The organism is Anaerococcus marasmi, from assembly GCF_900290195.1.
In the GTDB taxonomy this organism is placed as follows: Bacteria; Bacillota; Clostridia; order Tissierellales; family Peptoniphilaceae; genus Anaerococcus; species Anaerococcus marasmi.
This window is the reverse complement of sequence record NZ_OLMF01000004.1, coordinates 1,845,556-1,863,420: the sequence shown is the minus strand read 5'-3', so window position 1 is coordinate 1,863,420 and position 17,865 is coordinate 1,845,556. Positions and strand designations below refer to the sequence as shown.

Sequence of the window (17,865 nt, the reverse complement as noted above, 5' to 3'; positions counted from 1 at the left end):
ACTAGTAAACTACCAGTCCTGGTATTAGGTCCAACTTTTTGGGGTCACCTTATGTCTAGACTTTGGGGTTAGACTTTAATAATTAATTATCACATCGACTTGTTCTTCTAGGACATCCTTGTTGTGTTTAGTCTCTGAAGAGTAGGCAAATATTAGGCCTTCGTCGTCGATCTCTAGTTTTTTCATGATTTGATTGATATGTTTTTGGGTCTGGCTTTTCTTAATCTTGTCAAACTTGGTTGCTATTACAAAGCCTGTAAAGCCAGTTTCTCTTATCCAATCATACATCTGCTTGTCTAGGCTAGTTGGCTCGTGTCTGATATCAACTAGGAGGAAGACTTCTCTTAGGGCTTCTCTTTGGTGGAGGTATTCATTAATTAGCTTATCCCACTTGGCCTTCTCCTTCTTGCTGACCTTGGCATAGCCGTAGCCAGGTAAGTCTACTAGCCTAAACTTATCATTTATCCTATAGAAGTTGATCGTCCTAGTCTTGCCTGGAACAGAGGAAGTCTTGGCAAGCTTTTTTCTGCCTAGTAAGGAATTGATAAAGGAGCTCTTACCTACGTTACTTCTACCTACAAAGGCAAGCTCTGGAAGGTCTTCCCTTGGCCATTGTTCTCTAAAGCCTGCAACTTGTTCTAGTTCAATATTTTTTATCTTCATACTAGGGCCTTTTCTATGACTTCAGATACCTTGGAGACGGTGATGAAGTTAATCTTATCTCTAATCTCCTTTGGAATATCTTCTGTATCTCTTTCATTTTCTTTTGGAATTATGACGTTTTTGATTCCGTAAGAATAGGCTGCTAGAGCCTTTTCCTTAAGGCCTCCTATTGGGAGGACATTACCACGGATTGTAACTTCTCCAGTCATAGCTATATCGCTTCTTACTTTCTTGCCAGTAAGGGCTGATACCATTGCAGTGGTCATAGTAATTCCTGCAGAAGGACCGTCTTTTGGTGTTGCTCCTTCTGGAAAGTGGACGTGGATGTCCTTATTTTCGTAGAACTTCCCACGGATTCCAAGTTCACTTTGCTTTGATCTAATATAGGCCATGGCTACTTGGCCGGATTCTTTCATTACATCTCCTAAGGATCCTGTCATTTCTACATTGCCCTTACCTTCCATGACATTTGCCTCAACAGATAGCATAGTGCCTCCAACAGAGGTCCAAGCGAGTCCATTTACAAGGCCTACTTGGTCTTCTTTTTCTATAGCATCGTCGAGGAATCTCTCCCTGCCTAGGTATTTCGTGTAGTTTTGCATCGTAACACGAACCTTATCTTTGCCTGCAAGGATTTCTTTGACTGCTCTTCTACAAATCTTGGCAATAAGTCTTTCAAGTTCTCTGACCCCTGCTTCTCTAGTGTAGTTTTTGATGATTTTTTCAATTACTGAATCTGATATAGTAATTTCATCTTCCTTAAGTCCATTGTTTTCCATTTCTTTCGCTACTAAATATTTCTTAGCTATAGATTCCTTCTCGCTTATTGTATAGCCTGATAGCTCTATTACTTCTAGTCTGTCGTAGAGGGCATCAGGAATTTCATTCATGTCGTTTGCCGTTGTGATGAAGAAGACATCTGATAGGTCGAAAGGTATATCTAGGTATCTATCGATAAACTTATCGTTTTGTTCTGGGTCTAGGACTTCCAGGAGGGCACTTGATGGGTCTCCCCTAAAATCTGATCCTAATTTGTCGATCTCATCTAGGAGAAAGACTGGGTTTTTGACATTGATCCTGTCGATATTTGCAAGAACCCTTCCTGCCATAGCTCCTACATAAGTTCTCCTATGACCTCTGATTTCTGATTCATCGGTTACTCCACCAAGCCTCATAGAGACAAACTTCCTATCAAGGGCTCGGGCTATGGATTTAGCTATAGAAGTCTTTCCCACACCAGGAGGTCCTACTAGGCAAATAACAGATCCCTTTGAGTTCTTATTTTTTTGTCGAACTGCGATAGATTCTAGGATTCTTTCCTTTACATCTCTTAGGCCGTAGTGGTCTTCGTCTAGGATTTTCTCTGCCCTATTGATGTCTATTACATCCTTGCTTAGCTTATTCCAAGGAAGGGATACCACAAAGTCAAGATAGGCAGACAAAACTCCATAGTCAGGGCTCATCTCTGGTAGGGAGTCGATTCTTTCGATATCCTTTTCTAGTGACTTCTTGCTTTCCTTATCAAGCTTAATAGCCTTTATTTTTTTCCTATAATAGTCAGCCTCAGACTTGGCCTCTCCGTTATTTTCGTTGATTTCTTTCTTTAGGACTTCCATCTTCTCTCTTAGATAATAGTCCTTTTGGCTCTTGTTGATATTATCTTGAACCTGTTTTTCTATCTCCTTGGATAGCTTCTTAAGGCTAATTTCCTTACTTAGTATCTCGTGGAGAGCAAGCATCCTCTTTTCTGTGTCGATAGTCTCGAGTATTTGGTAATACTCTTTTGGAGCAAGCTCTAGGTGGAAGGTTATCACATCAACTAACCTGTGGAAGTTGTCAATCTCTATCAAACTATAGGCTATTTCATCAAGAGCATTGTTATCAAGGCTGATATATTCCTTGAAGTCATCTATCAAGATCTTCTTTAGTGATAGGAGATTTTCCTTATCTTTTTCCTCTTCTTCCTTGTAGTGGTATTCGCATACATTAGCTTTTAGAAAGCCTTCAGATACCTCTAGATCATCAAGTCTTGCCACTCCTATTGGATCTACAAAGACTCTTGTCACACCATTTGGAAGCTCGAAGGTATCTTTTATGCTTGCAACTATACCAAATTCGTAGAGGCCTTCCTTTTTGGGATTGTCATCGAAGACATCCTTTTGGTTTACCAAAAATAGATTGGTATTTCTAAGCCTTGCATCTTCAACTGCATTTACCGAAATACTTCTTTTGGCATCGAAACTTAGGAAGGTGGTTGGCATTGGCCAGTAGCCCCTTAGGGCTATAAGAGGATATTTATTATTAACTTTTTCATAAACATCTGTCATCTTTTACCTCGCTATAAAATGGGGCTGTTGCAAATTTATGAATACTATCGTCATTCATTAAACATAATCTTAAATTAATAGAGATTCGTTAATGATATCTGGACGATTGTTCATTCGGCAACAACCCCATCTTTCTATCTTTTCTTATAAACTAATTTTTCCTTATCATCTATAGACTCTTTTGTGACAATCACTTCTTCTAGATTATCTATTGAAGGAATTTCAAACATGAGATCTAGGAGGAGATTTTCCATTATGGTCCTTAGTCCTCTGGCACCAGTTTTTTGATTGTAGGCCTTTTCGGCAATCTTTTCCAATGCCTCATCCTCAAATGTAAGCTTAACACCATCTAGCTCGAAGAGCTTTTGGTATTGTCTTACGAAGGAGTTTTTTGGCTCCTTTAGGATTTTGACTAAAGAGTCAACTTCAAGAGCATCAAGGCTTACAACTATAGGCACCCTTCCTATAAATTCTGGAATGAGCCCGTACTTAAGGAGGTCTTCTGTATTAACTTCCTTAAGGCTAGCACTAGCATTTTTCGTAACACTTGCCCCAAAGCCTATGGTCTTTTCAGATAGTCTCCTATTTATAATATCTTCAATTCCATCGAAGGCTCCTCCTAGGATAAAGAGGATATTTGTCGTATCAACCTGGATATACTCTTGGCTAGGATGCTTCCTTCCTCCTTGAGGAGGGACATTCGCTTCTGTTCCCTCGATTAGCTTAAGAAGGGCTTGTTGGACTCCTTCACCTGATACATCTCGGGTTATAGATGGATTTTCACTTTTTCTTGTGATCTTATCTATCTCATCTACATAGATAATTCCACGTTCTGCTATGTCTATATCGTAATCTGCGGCTTGGACGAGTTTTAGGATAATATTTTCCACATCCTCACCTACATAACCTGCCTCTGTAAGGCTTGTCGCATCTGCTATAGCAAAAGGTACATTTAGCTTGCGAGCAAGGGTTTGGGCAAGGAGGGTCTTTCCTGAACCAGTTGGTCCTAGCATTAATATATTTGATTTTTGTAGCTCTATGTCGCTATCTTCTTCATTGCTATTAATTCTTTTGTAGTGGTTATATACTGCAACGGAAAGGGTCTTTTTGGCATCATCTTGACCTATAACATAAGAGTCAAGGAAGTCCTTGATCTCTTTTGGTGTCGATAGGTCGATATCAGCCGAAAACTCAGAGGCCGAATTAGTCTCTTGGGCTATAATCTCGTGACATAAGTCGACACATTCGTTACAAATATAAGCATTAGGACCAGCTATAATTCTTTTAACTTGTGAGCTATCCTTGCCACAAAAAGAACATCTTATTTCTTTTTGTTCGTAATCAGACATTTATTCCTACTTACTTTCAATTACTTTATCGATAAGACCGTACTCTTTCGCTTCAGCTGCTGTCATAGCAAAGTCCCTATCGGTATCTTTTTCTATCTTCTTTAGACTTTGTCCTGTATTATCAGAAAGGATTTTGTTTAGTCTTTCTTTTATCTTAATTATTTGCTCAGCTTGTATCACAATATCGCTAGCTTGACCTTGGGCCCCACCAGAAGGTTGATGAATCATGATATTTGAGCTAGGAAGGGAGTATCTCTTTCCCTTAGCTCCTGATGATAAAAGGACTGCCGCCATTGACGCAGCTTGTCCTATACAAATTGTGGATACATCTGGTTTGATGTAGTTCATTGTATCGTATATGGCAAGTCCACTTGTTACAACTCCACCAGGAGAGTTGATGTAAAATTGGATGTCCTTGTCAGGGTCTTCGCTTTCTAAGAAGAGCAATTGGGCTATGATTATATCTGAAATTTCATCACGAACTTCACCTGATAGGAAGATTATCCTATCTTTTAGAAGTCTTGAATATATATCATAGGCTCTCTCGCCTCTATTTGTTTGTTCTACAACTGTTGGTACTAAATAATTTTTAGAAATCATTTTATCTCCTTATCTAAATGGAGCTTATTTATCTTCGCCTTCCTCGTGGTCGTGGTTTGCTTCACCAACTGCCTTGTGGTATTCTTCGTGAGGAAGAGCTTTAGCATTTTCTGTAAGAAGTTCAACTGCTTTTCTTCTCATGATATTTTCTTCTAGAGTCTTATCAGAGATGTTTTTAGCGAAAAGCTCTTTGAATTTCTCAAGATCATCTACTCCATAATTTTCTGCTGCTTCTTTGATTTCGTTTTCTTTTTCTTCTTCTGTAATTTCAATGCCTTCTTTAAGAGCAACTTCATCTATAACGAGATTTGCCTTAACTCTAGCTTCTGCTTGAGCTCTGTATTGGTCGCGGATTTCGTTGATATCCATCTTTGTCATCTCGATATATTGAGCTAGGGTCATACCCATTTGTTGAAGTCTTTGGTCTAGGTTTTGTAGTTCGTAGTCGATTTCAGCATCAACCATTGGTCTTGGTGCGCTTACTTCAGACTTGTTTACTAGAGCTTCGATAGCTTGGTTTTGGATTAGGTTTTTAGCGTAATCTTTCTTATCTTCAGCAAGTTTTTCTCTTAGGCTGTTTTTTAATTCATCAAGCGTATCAAATTCTGAGATGTCTTTTGCGAACTCATCGTCTAGTTCTGGAAGTTCTTTTCTGGTAATTGAGTTGATTTCAACTTCGAACTTTGCATCTTTTCCTTGGAATTCTTTAGCTTGGTAATCTTCTGGGAAGGTTACATTAACATCGAACTTATCTCCAACTTTGTGGCCTGCTACTTGTCCTTCAAAACCTTCGATAAAGGTATTTGATCCAAGAACTAGGTCGTAATTTTCTGCCTTACCGCCTTCGAATCTTTCTCCATCAAGGAAACCATCAAAGTCGATATTTACTGTATCGCCTTCTTTTGCTTCATCGTCTTCAACTGGAACAAGTCTTGCATTTTCATCTTGTTGTTTTTTAAGTTCTGCTTCAACATCTTCATCTGTTACTTCACTAGATACCTCTTCAACGATTAATTCTGAATAGTCTCCTAGTTCTGGGTGTGGTTTTGTTTCAACTTCAACCTTGAATGTGATATCTTTTCCTTTTTCGATATCATCAAGGTCTACAGATGGTTGGTCGATTACTTCAAGATCAAGTTCTTCTACAGCTTCTTCATATGGTTTAGGGAAAACTATTTGGATTGCTTCATCGTAGAAGATTTCTGGTCCGTACATTTTTTCAAGTACTTTTCTAGAAACGTGACCAGGTCTGAAGCCATCTACCCTATATCTAGATTTGTTTCTTTTATATACAGTGTCAGTTGCCTTTTTGAACTCATCATAAGGCACGTTGAATTCGAATTTTGCTATGTTATTTTCGTGTGATTTTAATTCTGTCATTTTTTCCTCCTGGTGTTCTTACTCATTGAAATAATATACTACTTCTTTGTCAAGCTATCAAGGTTTTCACCCATTCTAGTCAAAAAGTCTTCGATTGCTTTTTTATTATTTTTTAAATTTTCTTCTAGTATTTCTTCTTCTATTATTCTTAGAAGATCTCCTATAATCTTTCCTTGAGGATAGCCCATCCTTATTAGATCATTGCCATCAATGGCAAGATCTGATCTTTTCTTCGGTATATCATCTGCCAAGACCTCAGCAAGGAGCTTTTCTCCAAGGTCTATATTACTGGGATCAGGATGCTTGGTTGAAAGGATATCCGCCCTTTGTAGGTCGAATAAGCGTCTAAGATTTTCTTCACCTATTCTTCTTAGAAGCTTTCTGATGGACTTTTTCGTGTAAGTATTTGAACAGTCCATATGTCTTTTGACAAGGCTTGTCGCATCACTTATGAATTTATTGGAAAACTTTAGCTCCTTAAGCCTTTTCCTTAACATCTCCTCAGAAAGATTTTGATGGCCGAAGAATCTCCCCTCTCCTCTTTCATCTAAGAAAAATGTATCGACCTTGCCTACATCATGATAGAGGGCTGCAAACCTTATTGTAAGATCTGGATAGCTTCTATCAAGAACCTTAAGGCTATGATCGTAGACATCATCTGCGTGATAACTTGAATGTTGGTCAAAGCCTATTGTTCTTTTTACTTCAGGGAAAATTTCAGCTAAGAGACCTACTTCATCCATAAGCCTTATACCCCTGGAAGGAGTAGCTGAAGTAAGGATTTCACTTAATTCACTGGCTATCCTCTCCTTTGATAGTAAATTGATTTTTCCTGCATTTTCTCTAATAGCTTCCTTCAAGGATTCTTCTATAGTAAAGCCCAAGCGATTGGCAAAGCGTACCGCCCTAAGGCATCTTAAGAGATCTTCATCAATTCTTTCTCTAGGATTTCCTACAGCCCTTATGACCTTTCTTGAAAGGTCCTCACGACCCCCAAAGGGATCTATAATCTCTCCCTTATCAAAGGCTATAGCATTTATTGTAAAGTCTCTTCTTTCTAAATCATCTATCAAATTATCAGAAAAGCTAACTTCTGTAGGGTGTCTCCCGTCCCTGTAGGCACTTTCCTTCCTAAAAGTCGTAATCTCAAATGCTTCACCTTTTACTATGACCTTGATAGTTCCAAATCTCTTTCCTATATCGATTAGCTTAAAGTCCCTAAAGACTTCCTCGATCTCTCCTGGCCTTGCATCAGTTGTGATATCTATGTCAGAAACTTCCCTAGAAAGAAGGCTGTCTCTAACAGCTCCTCCCACAGGAAAAGATTTAAAGCCAGCCTCATTCAATCTATCTATTATATTTTCGTAATTTATCTTTGTATTAAGTCTCATCACTTCTCTTTTTTATCTACTTCTATCTTGTAGGATACAGGATCCTTCCCATCATAGAGACTTACCCCATCTGGAATATTAAGCTTAATTTCACCGTCTTTCTCAGATTTAATCTCAGTTACATTTACTGGATAAGTTTCGATTTGATCGACTGACTTAAGAGACTCGCTATCTCCCTTTATGACACATTCCTTCTGAGATAGACTTATATTTTTAATCTCGAAGCCAGAAGCTGGCTCACCATAATAACTCATTTTTATGGGAACTCTTTTAGTCTCCTCTGCCCTAAAGGAAATATTTATATCATCGTTAGACTTCTCGATGCCAGTGACTTCCTTACCATCCTTATCCAAAATATGAATATCGAGATTGTGGATTTTGCCATCTAGATAGCTTTCTTCGTCGATATTTACCTCAACCCTATCGATTTGATTGATAGCAGATACAGGTCCCTTTACTGTAACTTCCTTAATTGATTGTTCGTTAATTTCCACAGATCTTCCGTCCTTGAGGCTATCCTTTATCACAATATTGATAGGTAGGGCCTTTTCCACCTTTTTTTGAACATTGATATTTATTGAAGGAGGATCTACCATGGAAATCCCAACCCCGCTTGGTGTATCTACCTTGACCCCAACGGATTGGATACCTTCCTTCACATCTTTGACATCAATACTTGCTTGGATGTCGTTTTGCTTAGTTCCAACAATCCTATCCCTAGTGCCTTCAACTCTGATATTGACATTACTTGTCTCATCGAGGCCAATAATCGTATAGCCTCTAGCTTCTAGGGCGTCCTTGTTTTGGACGAGGATAGGTACATTTCTAAAAGTTCTATTCACAGAAGGGTTGGTCGAAGTAACTACAAAGGCCCACATGACAATAGCAAGGATAACAGATAGGACTATCAATTGCACATCATTTTTCTTTTTCATTTCCCTCTCCCTTCTTCTCTTTCTTCAATACCTCGCTTGCACTATCAGTATTTACAAGCTCATTTTTTAGCCTTATCCTTAGACTTTCTTCATCAAAATACCTATTGATCTTGCCATTTTCTGCCACAGAAATACTTCCCGTCTCTTCTGATACAATTACCACAAGACAATCGCTCTTTTCAGAAATTCCAATAGCAGCCCTATGCCTTGTACCAAGCTCCTTGGCTATAGTATTTGAAGAAGACAAAGGCAAATAACATGCTGCAGCAGCAATGGTGTTTTTCCTAATAATCACAGCTCCATCGTGAAGAGGAGTGTTGGGAATAAAGATATTGATAAGAAGCTCTGAAGAGATATCACTATCAAGCTTGGTCCCACTTTCTATAATATCAGACAGACCAACCTCCCTTTCCAAAACCACGAGGGCTCCGATCTTTTGTCTAGAAAGAGAGCTCATAGCAGAAACTAGCTCATCTATACTTCTCTCATCCCTCTGGATCTTCTCACTAGAAAACAAACTCCTACCTCTACCGAGCCTTTCAAGAGCACTCCTAAGCTCTGGCTGAAAGACAACTATGATAAAGACTAAAGCAACTGTCAAGAATTGATTCATCACCCAAGAGACTGTATTAAGATTTAACATATCCGCAATAGATGCGAAAAACAAAACAAAAATTAGCCCCTTAAGCACCTGTTCGGCCCTGGTGTTTCTTAGAAGTGAGAAAAGTTTATAAATAACAAAGGCAACAATTGCAATATCAATAATATCCGTCACCCTAATCAACATCAAAGACGTAATAATATTTTCCAAAAAATTCATACTTCCTCCTTCTATTAATGTACTATTTAACAGGCTTATTGGTAGGAGGAAGATAAATTATTTTCCCCCTTTGCTATTAGATAAGCCCAACAAAATTCCAAAAACAGACCCCAGGCAAATTCCTAGAGCAAGTTTATCAAAAAGTCCTCCAAAAATCATCCCAAACAAGGCTCCTAAAGAAAGCCAGTAAGAAAGTTTCTTAGTATTATTTTCCACGTCTACCTCCTTCGCATTTAACTTTATTTTACATCAATGATTTACTTAGTAAGTACATTTAAATATTTGTTCCATAAAAGCTCAAAAGCCTCACTAGGTACTAGTTAGTGAGGCTTAAATGTTTAATATATTTATTTGTTTATATCAATTGAAAATTTATAATATTTGTTTAAGTCATTTAATTTATTTTGTTCTATCAGCTTATCATTTTTTAACCTACCAATTAAAATACTTGGCATTATTGACTTTCTTTTCGCAAATTCGACTAAAGATCCATAGGAGTAATCTCCCGCAATTTTAAACTCCTCATACTCGCTTTCACTTAAGAAGAATTCTTCAGAAAACTTATCTGCTATTTTTTCTTTTTTCTTATAGGTTTCTATATCATAAAGATCTGTATAAAAGTCTTTATTAATTATATGACCTAACTCATGCATTAATGAGAACCAAAATATATCGGCCCTCTTATTTTTATCAGTCATTAAAAGCAACACGGAACCATTTTTAAATATCTTGCATGCTCCATTAAGTCCTGATCCTGATAAGTGCGGCAAAGTAACAAGCACAATTCCACATTCCATGAGTAATTGTTTAAGTCTTGGCATAAAGTCTTCATAGTTTTCTAAATTCATAGCCTTTATTTCAGTCAAGTAATCATTTAACTTACTTATATCAAGCTTTTTTTGCGACATATTTCTAGCAATGTTTTCAGCAAGACAAAGCATTATGTTAGAGTTTACAACCGACTTCAAATTATCAATATCGTTATTTCTATAGCTTACTAATGGATTGAAAGCTGATAGATAAGTCAAACTACTAATGTATAAGGTAGAGTATAAGCTGTCTTTTTTCTCAGATCTTTTATACTTCCTATCTTCTACTAATCCATTTTTCTTAAAATATTTAAAATCAATCTTATCAAGAACTATATCTTCATCTTTTATTTTTTCGTTTTCAATTTCTAACTTTTTTTTGTCGTAGTTGTTTTGAAGATTTATCCAAGTTTGATAATCTATTCCTGTTAGCTTCTCCAATTTCAAGGCTAAATCAGTAGATAAATTAGATTCAGCATTTATCAAAGTACTAATAGTTTTTGCAGAGACACCAAGACGACTAGCGAATTCTTTTTGACTTATATTCAAATCAGCAACTATATCTTCTACATAAGATCCCGGATGAAAAGCTATTAAATTTTTATATTCTGTAAAGTTACTCATAATGATTCCCCATTTCTTTAATTGTAAGTTCGTCAATCTCAACAGCTTTTACAAATACATCATCTTGATCAAACTCAAGTATTAGTCGGTAGCCATCTCTCCTACTACCTATATCTATAGCATACTGATTTTTTCTATCACCTGAGAGTTTATGAAAATTATAAATTCTGTTGTTAATCAACGCTTTCAAATTAGATGAAGATTCTATAAAATTTATTGCCTTAAGAAGTCTTAAAGCTATTTTCTCACCATAATGCTTTCTCGCTATCTTAATATTAGTGCATTCTTTCATCAGTTTTCTATTAGAATAATTTATTATCAAATCTTAAACTCCGAAACCAAATTACCTTTAAGGTAATATCATTATATTATCTTTAAGGTAATAGTCAATCAAAAAATATCCCCTAAAGCATCTCAATAAAGGCGGCCATTCTTGTGTTTAGTTGGCCTATGTCTGCTTGGCCGAAGTCGGTTTCTACGTAGGTGTATGGGATTTTTTTCTCTTCTTGGACGAATCTTTTGATTTTTTCTCTTTCTACATTGTAGGTATGGCAGGCTACAAGATCCATTTCTACTACTCCGTCTGCCTGGTATTCGTCGATTAGTCTTCCTAGAAGCTCAAATCTATTGGTATCTGGGCTCATTACAGAGCAACCTATGTCTATATATCTATCTGCTAGGGCCTTTACTATGTCCTCTTGGTCGAGATCTACATTTCTATCGAAGTTTTTCTCACCGGAGCAGTTTTCAAAACTTACTATAACGCCGCCGTTATCTTCTATAGCCTTAATTACCTTTTCTGTAGCTCCTCCCATAGGGCAGCCTGTTACTACTATCCTTGGCTTTTTCTCTCTCTCATCTGGATCGTATTCGTCGATTATTCTTTTGGCAAGGGCGTTGATCTCTCCTGGAATCTTCTCCTTGTCCATATTAAATTGGCTACCATAAGTTACATGAAAGAGGTCAAGGCCTGACATTGGTGTTGGGTCAAGTTTCATAGTTTGGGCTATGTTTTTTTGGGCATCTCTTATGTCATTTCCAAGCTTTACTGCTTTTCTTAACTTTTCTTCTGTAATTTCTGTTTCAAATTTTTCTTCCATATATTCTTTGAATTCTTCTACTTCTCCCGCCCAGTATCTTTTGGCCTTTTCGTCTTGCCTATTTGGTAGGTTCATCATGTAGACAGGCTTTATTTCATCCATCAATTCGTACATTTTCTTCTTCCCATCGCAGGTTGTCTCTCCTACTATGACATCTGAGAAATAGAAAAATGGGCATTTGTCGGTTTTGGCAAAGCCGTAGGATGATTTGATAAGGGGACAGAGATTGGCTGGGAGGTCCTTTTCTGCTTCCGCCATGGTTTCATCGCTTGTTGAGCATAGGCCAACCGTGCTTGCTCCCGCAGCCCAGGCTACTTCTTCAGGAAAATATGTACAATAGGCTCCTACTAGGGGAATGTTTTTATCCTTTAGGTCCTTTACACTTAGGAAGGCATTTTTCCTTGCATCGGCGAACTCTTCAAATATTTCTGGTAAGTCTTTAATTAGATCTGTCATCTTTTTTTCTTCTCCTTCGATAGATAGGCTCCTCCGATTGAGCCTGCAAATTGTCCGTTCTTTAGATTTATAACTTGGCATCCGATTGTTTTGGATAAGATTTCGGCAAAGTAAGATACATTGCTTAAGCCGCCTGTAAGGATTACTTTGTCACTATCTCCAATCTTGTTATACATCTGGCTTACTTTCTGAGCGACTGAGTTTACGATTCCTGCCGCTATGTCCTCTTTCTTTCTTCCTTCTCCCACATAGGAGGTGATTTCTGTTTCTGCAAAGACCGTACACATTGACGATATGGAGATGGCCTCTCCTTTCTGGGCTAGGTCAAAGAGTTCATTAATTGTTAGGCCGAGCTTATTGGCCATGACTTCGATAAATTTGCCCGTACCCGCTGAGCACTTATCATTCATTTGAAATTCAGATACTAGTTTATCTTCTATGAGGATAGCCTTGGTATCCTGGCCTCCTACATCTATGACTGAAAGATCATCAAGGCCAGATAGGGCCCTCGCTCCTCTTGCGTGGCAGGTGATTTCTGTTATTACAAAGTCAGCGAAATCGACGCTTATCCTACCATATCCTGTCGCTGTCACCCTGGTCTTATCGCTATCTACGTCGACTCCTTTTTCGAGAAGCCTGTTTTTGATATCATTTGCGACTTCTTTAGATGACCAGCCAGTAGGGGTTACGAAGTTCATCTTCCTATCTCCTATTACAGATACCTTGCTCGCAGTTGATCCTATATCGATTCCTACATAGTTCATTTGTCTACTCCAAGCTTATGGATTTTCTCATAGGAGATTGAATTTTCCTCTAGTGTCTTTGTAATTTTTTCTAAATCTTTCTCCTCTAGCTTAAAGGCAAGGCCACAGCCTGCGGATATTTCATTTGGTAGGGGGATAATCTTTCCAGCAAGTTTATTTTCCTTAGCGAATGCCTCCATCATCATGGCATCTGTAGTCGTATCAAATGTTATTACTATCATAATCATCTCCTAGTATTTCCTTGAGGGCACGAATTGTCTTATCGATCTCTTCCTTTTTTGTGAAGTAGGAAAGGGAGAAGCGTACGAGTCCATCTTCTTCTGTCCTTAAAGCCTTGTGGCACAGAGGGGCGCAATGGGCTCCAGCCCTAGTGGCTATGTCGTATTTTTCGGCAAGGATTTGGGCTAGGTCCTTAGAGGGGATTTTGGTGGAATTAATCGCAAGTATTCCAACTCTCTCATCCAAATCCTTGGCTCCATAAATTGTAAGAGTCGGTATTTGCTTTATCCTATCCTCAAAATATATAAGTAGGTCTTTTTCCTTTTTTCTAATATTGGCTAGGCCAATTTGATTTATAAAATCAAGGCTTGCATTTAAGGAAAGAATGCCGTAGGCATTGATAGTACCTGCCTCTAGGACTTCTGGCATGGTAAGAGGATGGTCTTTGTCAAATGAATTGATCCCACTTCCTCCGACCTTTAGGGCATGCGGATTTAGTCCATCTCTTATGTAAATTCCACCAGTACCCGTTAAGCCATATAGGCCCTTGTGGCCTGTAAAGCAAAGGACGTCTATCCCGTATTTTTCAACATCTATATCGATAAGTCCAGCACTTTGAGCAGCATCTACTATAAGTAAGAGTTCATGCTTTTTGCAAAAGTCAGAAACTTTCGAAAGATCGGTAATATTTCCAGTAACATTTGAAGCATGGCTTATAACTAAAGCCTTAGTGTTTTCTCTTACAAGCCCTTCCATCATTTCATAATTGAGTACCCCTTCCTTCTCATCCTTAAGCCCTACAAAGGAAAGCTCAGCTCCTTCCTTTTCCTTAAGATAGAGAGGACGGAGGACGGAATTGTGCTCTATAAGAGACGTTATTACATGATCATCTCTTCCTATAAATGAAGAAATAGCGATGTTTAAAGCCTCCGTGGCATTTGAGCAAAAGGCAAGTCTTCTTGGATCTTTGATATTAAAAAGCCTGGCAAGCTTAATTCTAGTAGCAAGGACCATCCTTCCTGTATCTAGGGAGATTTCATTGGAGCCTCTCGAAGGATTTCCTATCTTATCAAATTTTTCTATCAGTCTTTCCTTGACCAGGTCAGGCTTGACCAAAGTCGTTGCGGCATTGTCTAAGTAAATCATAGCGAACCTCTTTTAAAAATATATCGACCTCGCCCCTATTATCTAATATATTACTTTCCTTGTCAAAACTTTTTCATACTTCTAAGCTTCTTAATGATTTGAGAGAAGGTATAGGACTAAATAACTTCTTTAACAATAATACTAGCTTCCAAAATCAACCTGTAAAGGCATATTAAAATTCGCGAAAACCTTTCTTGATGTATTTTTGAAAAATATTCGGTAGAATATTAGAAGGAGGTCCTATGAAGAACTTAGAAGTATGCGGCGGTTGCAATGCCAAGATTGCCGCAGGTAATTTGGATAAATTATTAAAGGATATTACCCCCTACAAGAGGCACGATGTCCTAGTAGGATTTGACAAGAAGGACGATGCTGCAATTATAGACGTCGATGGCGAAACTTGCGTGATCCAGACCCTGGATTTCTTCCCTACTATGGTCGAAGATCCCTATCTTTTTGGTCAAATCGCTGCCGCCAACGCCCTAAGCGATGTCTACGCTATGGGAGGAGAGGTCATCTCTGCCCTTAATATCGTGACATTTCCCCTAGAAGAGGACTTCGCTATCCTCAAAGAAATCCTCCGTGGAGGTAATGATAAGGTCAGTGAGGCCAAGGCAAGCCTAACCGGTGGCCATTCGATTCATGATAAGACCATCAAGTACGGCCTTTCTGTCACAGGCAAGGTCAAAAAAAAGGAAATTTGGGAAAATAATACGCCAAAAGATGGGGACGTGATCCTTCTTACGAAAAAAATCGGCACAGGGCTCGTTACTGCAAACTTTGCACAGGGGCTCGTAAATGAAGAGGACTTTGAAGCTTGCACAAGGCAGATGGCAACTCTTAACAAATACGCCAGAGATATCTTCGTCAAATATCAAATCCACGCAGCGACCGATATCACAGGATTCGGTCTTTTGGGTCATCTTTCAGAAATGGCAGGAGATGACTTTACTATCATCCTTGAAAGCGACAAGGTCCCAGTCCTATCCCCTGCTAAAAAGCTTGCCGCTGAGTTTCTCTATACTTCTGGTGGACAAAATAACAGAAACTACCTCGAAGGCGATGTAGAATTTATGATAGATGATTTTGCCATGGAGGAAGTCCTCTTTGACCCACAGACATCAGGTGGCTTGTGCATTTCGGTAAGTCCAGAAGAAGCTGATAAGATAATCACAGACTTTAGGGAAAATAATTTGGAAATCTATCAAATAGGTCAGGTTAAAAGGAAAAGATCTTACAAGATAATCGTAAAATAAAGGAGCTATTATGAAAAAAATTGATTGTTTAGGCAAAGTTTGCCCAATACCAGTAATTGAAACAAAGAAGTTAATCAAGGAAAATCCAGAAGAAGTAGAATTCGAAATCCTAGTAGATAACGAAGTAGCAACCCAAAATCTAGCCAAGATGGCCAAGGAACTTAAAATAGACTCATCTTCTGAGAAAATCGAAGACGGAATCTACAGGGTAAGTCTTAAGAAAAACGCCCAAAGCAAAGAAGAAGTATCAGAAGAAGGAAATAAAATTGATACATCTTCCTATGTTGTAGCAATCTCTGATGATAGAATGGGTAAGGGCGATGAGGACTTCTCAAAGAGCCTACTTGAAGGTTTCATCTATGCCCTTACAGAACAAGATAAGCTTCCAGAAAAGGTAATTTTCTACAACAGAGGAGTTTTTCTTACAGCAGCAAATGAAAAGACAATAGAAGACCTCAAGAGCCTCGAAGAAAAAGGCGTAGAAATCTTATCTTGTGGCCTTTGTCTGGGAAATTACAAGCTAAAAGAGAAACTTGCTGTAGGAGAGATTACAAATATGTATAAGATTGTCGAAATCCTAAGAAGCTACCACACAGTTAGTCCATGCTAGGAGAAGATTTCGTACTTTTCTCCTTCGAGAAGTTCGAAGATCCTGCAGCCGCCCTCGATAAAATAAAAGATTTCGATAAGGCAAGGCTAATCCCCTTGCCTCCAGAAATCGATGCTGGCTGTGGCTATGCTTTAAGAATAAGAGAAAAAGATTTAACTAAGGCCTTAGCCATCCTAGAGGAAAGTGATTATGATGGGATTTTTCTTATGGAGCGAGATAAAAATGGGAGGAGGGTAATATCCAGATATGTATTTTGATAATGCTGCTACGACTATCCACAAGCCCAAGGCTGTGACAGATAAGCTAGTTGAAGTGATTTCGTCTGGAAATTACGGCAATCCATCAAGGTCCGGCCACATGCTATCTCAAAACTCCATGATGGCAATCTTTGATACGAAAAAGTCCTTGGCAAGTCTTTGCCATATTGAAAATCCCTCAGATATCCTCCTTACAGAAAATGCCACCTTCGCCCTAAACTTTGCCATCAAGTCCTTGGTAAACAAGGATGATCACATCATCACCTCGACTACAGAACACAACTCTATCCTCCGCCCCCTCTATCAAACAGGCGCTGATATTTCCTTCGTGGATTTTGATGAGAATTTCAATCTTAAATACCAAGATCTTCCCAAGCTTTTAAGGAAAAATACCAAATATCTAATAATAAATTCCGCATCAAATCTTTTAGGAGATGTCAAGGACCTGGATAGGGTCTATGACTTTGCCAGAGAAAACGAGCTAATAATGATAGTAGACTCTTCCCAAAGCCTGGGCCTTATCGATATCGATATGGGAAAATATGAAAACTCCCTCTTCGCCTTTACAGGGCACAAGTCACTTTACGGGCCTAGCGGGACGGGTGGACTTATCAAAAATGGAAACTTTCCCTTTGATCAAGTATTTGCCGGAGGTAGCGGGATAGATTCTTTCAGGGAGACCATGCCCCCTTCCTTTCCCCAAATATTTGAAGCAGGAACGGCCAACTTCCTAGGTCAAATAGCCCTAAGGGCAGGAGTCGACTACATCCTAAATGAGGGCATTGATAAGATAAATAAAAAAGTAAGAGAGCTTGCGAAAAGATTCTACCTAGGGATCGAAGAAATCCCTGACCTTAAGTTCTACTCCAAGGGCCCAGCCTGTCTTAAAACAAGCCTGGTTTCCTTTAATATTGGAAATATTCCCTCAGATGAAATCTCCCTCATCCTCGATGAGGACTACAATATCCAAACAAGACCCGGCTCCCATTGCGCTCCCCTAATCCATAGGCATTTTGCTACAGAAAGACAGGGCATAGTGAGATTTTCCTTCTCATACTTTAACACGAATGAGGAAGTCGATAGGGCAATCCTTGCCCTAAGAGAGATATCCCAAATATATAAATAGGGCCAGCAGATTTAATCCGCCAGCCCTTTTAAT

19 protein-coding genes are annotated in these 17,865 nt (G+C 38.6%); 4 read left to right on the top strand and 15 right to left on the bottom strand.

The window, feature by feature from the left end:
* Positions 1-75: 75 nt before the first annotated feature.
* The 15 genes from yihA to C7D97_RS09250 all read right to left on the bottom strand — a co-directional run bounded on the left by yihA (position 76) and on the right by C7D97_RS09250 (position 14,583).
* Complete coding sequence (yihA, locus tag C7D97_RS09315; protein ID WP_105301757.1) at positions 76-663, bottom strand: ribosome biogenesis GTP-binding protein YihA/YsxC; 588 nt, start codon at positions 661-663, stop codon at positions 76-78.
* On the bottom strand, positions 660-2,990 hold the full coding sequence (gene lon, locus C7D97_RS09310; protein ID WP_105301756.1) for an endopeptidase La: 2,331 nt from the start codon (positions 2,988-2,990) through the stop codon (positions 660-662). The genes yihA and lon overlap by 4 nt, the downstream gene beginning before the upstream one ends.
* Positions 2,991-3,124: 134 nt before the next feature.
* Positions 3,125-4,339: an ATP-dependent Clp protease ATP-binding subunit ClpX gene (clpX, locus tag C7D97_RS09305; protein WP_105301755.1), complete on the bottom strand. Its 1,215-nt coding sequence runs from the start codon at positions 4,337-4,339 to the stop codon at positions 3,125-3,127.
* 6 nt (positions 4,340-4,345) lie between these two features.
* Positions 4,346-4,939 carry an ATP-dependent Clp endopeptidase proteolytic subunit ClpP gene (clpP, locus tag C7D97_RS09300; RefSeq protein ID WP_105301754.1) on the bottom strand — a complete coding sequence of 198 codons (594 nt, stop codon included), beginning with the start codon at positions 4,937-4,939 and terminating at the stop codon, positions 4,346-4,348.
* 24 nt (positions 4,940-4,963) lie between these two features.
* Positions 4,964-6,319: a trigger factor gene (gene tig / locus C7D97_RS09295; protein WP_105301753.1), complete on the bottom strand. Its 1,356-nt coding sequence runs from the start codon at positions 6,317-6,319 to the stop codon at positions 4,964-4,966.
* 38 nt (positions 6,320-6,357) lie between these two features.
* Complete coding sequence (locus C7D97_RS09290) at positions 6,358-7,710, bottom strand: CCA tRNA nucleotidyltransferase (protein WP_105301752.1); 1,353 nt, start codon at positions 7,708-7,710, stop codon at positions 6,358-6,360.
* Positions 7,710-8,645 (bottom strand): CdaR family protein, encoded by a 936-nt coding sequence (locus C7D97_RS09285; protein WP_105301751.1) that lies wholly within the window; start codon positions 8,643-8,645, stop codon positions 7,710-7,712. The genes C7D97_RS09290 and C7D97_RS09285 overlap by 1 nt, the downstream gene beginning before the upstream one ends.
* Positions 8,629-9,465 (bottom strand): diadenylate cyclase CdaA, encoded by an 837-nt coding sequence (gene cdaA, locus C7D97_RS09280; protein ID WP_105301750.1) that lies wholly within the window; start codon positions 9,463-9,465, stop codon positions 8,629-8,631. Before cdaA ends, C7D97_RS09285 begins: the two co-directional genes overlap by 17 nt.
* Positions 9,466-9,522: 57 nt before the next feature.
* Entirely contained in the window at positions 9,523-9,681 is a 159-nt protein-coding gene (locus C7D97_RS10545) for a glycine zipper domain-containing protein (protein ID WP_158679135.1), read from the bottom strand.
* Positions 9,682-9,812: 131 nt separating this feature from the next.
* Entirely contained in the window at positions 9,813-10,898 is a 1,086-nt protein-coding gene (locus C7D97_RS09275) for a HigA family addiction module antitoxin (RefSeq protein WP_105301749.1), read from the bottom strand.
* Positions 10,891-11,190, bottom strand: a complete 300-nt coding sequence (locus tag C7D97_RS09270) for a type II toxin-antitoxin system RelE/ParE family toxin (RefSeq protein ID WP_158679134.1) — start codon at positions 11,188-11,190, stop codon at positions 10,891-10,893. The genes C7D97_RS09275 and C7D97_RS09270 overlap by 8 nt, the downstream gene beginning before the upstream one ends.
* A gap of 112 nt (positions 11,191-11,302) precedes the next feature.
* Complete coding sequence (locus C7D97_RS09265) at positions 11,303-12,454, bottom strand: double-cubane-cluster-containing anaerobic reductase (RefSeq protein WP_105301747.1); 1,152 nt, start codon at positions 12,452-12,454, stop codon at positions 11,303-11,305.
* Positions 12,451-13,218, bottom strand: coding sequence for an acyl-CoA dehydratase activase (locus C7D97_RS09260; RefSeq protein ID WP_105301746.1), 768 nt, complete (start codon positions 13,216-13,218; stop codon positions 12,451-12,453). Before C7D97_RS09260 ends, C7D97_RS09265 begins: the two co-directional genes overlap by 4 nt.
* Entirely contained in the window at positions 13,215-13,439 is a 225-nt protein-coding gene (locus C7D97_RS09255; RefSeq protein WP_240308907.1) for a putative Se/S carrier protein, read from the bottom strand. Before C7D97_RS09255 ends, C7D97_RS09260 begins: the two co-directional genes overlap by 4 nt.
* Entirely contained in the window at positions 13,420-14,583 is a 1,164-nt protein-coding gene (locus C7D97_RS09250; protein ID WP_105301745.1) for an aminotransferase class V-fold PLP-dependent enzyme, read from the bottom strand. Before C7D97_RS09250 ends, C7D97_RS09255 begins: the two co-directional genes overlap by 20 nt.
* A gap of 242 nt (positions 14,584-14,825) precedes the next feature.
* On the opposite strand from C7D97_RS09250, the gene selD reads away from it, so the two are divergent.
* The 4 genes from selD to C7D97_RS09230 are packed head-to-tail and all read left to right on the top strand — an operon-like array spanning position 14,826 to position 17,832.
* Entirely contained in the window at positions 14,826-15,839 is a 1,014-nt protein-coding gene (gene selD / locus C7D97_RS09245) for a selenide, water dikinase SelD (RefSeq protein ID WP_105301744.1), read from the top strand.
* A gap of 10 nt (positions 15,840-15,849) precedes the next feature.
* Entirely contained in the window at positions 15,850-16,449 is a 600-nt protein-coding gene (gene yedF, locus C7D97_RS09240) for a sulfurtransferase-like selenium metabolism protein YedF (protein ID WP_105301743.1), read from the top strand.
* Positions 16,443-16,706 carry a putative Se/S carrier protein gene (locus C7D97_RS09235; RefSeq protein ID WP_105301742.1) on the top strand — a complete coding sequence of 88 codons (264 nt, stop codon included), beginning with the start codon at positions 16,443-16,445 and terminating at the stop codon, positions 16,704-16,706. The genes yedF and C7D97_RS09235 overlap by 7 nt, the downstream gene beginning before the upstream one ends.
* On the top strand, positions 16,696-17,832 hold the full coding sequence (locus tag C7D97_RS09230) for an aminotransferase class V-fold PLP-dependent enzyme (protein ID WP_105301741.1): 1,137 nt from the start codon (positions 16,696-16,698) through the stop codon (positions 17,830-17,832). Before C7D97_RS09235 ends, C7D97_RS09230 begins: the two co-directional genes overlap by 11 nt.
* Positions 17,833-17,865: the final 33 nt, after the last annotated feature.